The sequence below is a fragment of the Ramlibacter sp. 2FC genome, from assembly GCF_005503345.1.
Taxonomy (GTDB): Bacteria; Pseudomonadota; Gammaproteobacteria; order Burkholderiales; family Burkholderiaceae_C; genus SCMQ01.
In genome coordinates, this window is record NZ_SCMM01000130.1 from 1 (window position 1) to 1,479 (window position 1,479).

The window sequence follows — 1,479 nt, forward strand, 5'->3', positions numbered from 1 at the left end:
TCTTACTGTGTCACAAACGTAGTCGGACGCTAACCGCGGCGCAATGCGGGCAATGTCCCAGGGCGCCTGCGAGTGCGACGCTCAACTGAAGGCGCAGCGTCCTGATCGAGTCCGGCACGTGACGCTGCGCGCGCTGGGCTTCCCCGAGGGACGTAATCTTCGGGAATGGCAGGCACTTGGCGTTCGACGAAGTTTTTTTTACCGCCGGCGCTGCTGCCGGATTTCAGCCGCTGCGCCATCAGGAAGCCGTACGCCGCGATGCTCAGGCTGGCGTGGTGGTGAAATCCGCGCCAACCCCGCCCCTCATAGTGGCCCAGCCCCAGGTCCTGCTTGAGATCCTGGTAATCGCGCTCGATGCGCCAGCGCATGTGCGCGGCGCGCACCAGATCGTTCAGTGCCGTGGTGTCGGGCAGCGTGGACAGGTAATACTTCTCGGGCTCGGCCTGATCTGCGGGCCACTCGATGAGCAGCCACTGCTGGGGTAAGAGACGCGCCTTGCCGACGTTACCCCCGGCGCAGCGTACCCGCAGCGCCGCAAAGCGGCCCGTCAGGCGCTCGTTGCTGCCTTCGCGCCAACTGATGTTCTGGAATGCGCTGTCGGGCAAGGACTGCGCCAATGCCTTGACGCTCACCGGCTGTCTCTTGGCGGTGCGCCGTGGCATCACCGGTGGACGGCCCATGCCGCTGTAGGGCTTCGGCGGCAGGGGCTCCACTCCCGGTGGCCAGACCACCACGGCCGAGGTGATGCCGACCACGTAGGGCAAGCCCAGATCGGTCAACCCCTGACGAAATGCATAGTCGATCCCGTAGCCTGCGTCGGCCAGCACACAGTGCCTGGGTGCTCCTTCAGAGAGCAGGCCCCGTAGCTGTTGCAGGGCAATGTGAGGCTTGGTCGCAAACTCGATGTCTTCGGGAATCCCGGCCTTGAGTCTGCGCTCGGCGTCTTCGGCCCAGTTGCGGGGCAAGTACAGCTGCCAGGCCACCGGCAGGCTGCCTTGTTCGCAGGCCAGCGAGACGCTGACGGCCACTTGGCAGTTGTCCTGCTTGCCCAGCACCCCGCAGTATTGGCGTGTCACGCCCACCGAGTGGACGCCCTTCTTGGGAAAGCCCGTGTCATCGACGATCCACCAGCCGCCAGCGCTGAAGTCCATATGCGGGACCACCCACTGCGCCACGCGATTGAGCAGTTGCTGGTCGCTCCATTGGGCCTTGGCGACAAAGTGATGCAGGGCTTGGTGCCGGGCGCTGGCGCGCAGCGGATCGACGCGGGCGGCCATGGGCTCGACGCTCTTGCGCGACAGAGGCAGCATCAGGCCGGTGCAATACCCGGTCAATCCTGCGCGACGGTCGGCATGGCCAAGCCCTTCGGCCAGGTGAGCCATGTATCGATCGAATTCTTTGGATATGCCCATCGCACCCTCGTCACAGGGAAAAATGACGGGCATATCATGCCTTAATTTTTATGACACAGTAAGACTA

At 64.0% G+C, this 1,479-nt stretch carries 1 protein-coding gene; it reads right to left on the reverse strand.

Annotated elements, in window-relative coordinates; genetic code table 11:
- Positions 1-29: 29 nt before the first annotated feature.
- Positions 30-1,412: an IS701 family transposase gene (locus FFS10_RS22860; RefSeq protein WP_137896897.1), complete on the reverse strand. Its 1,383-nt coding sequence runs from the start codon at positions 1,410-1,412 to the stop codon at positions 30-32.
- Between the last annotated feature and the right edge of the window lie 67 nt (positions 1,413-1,479).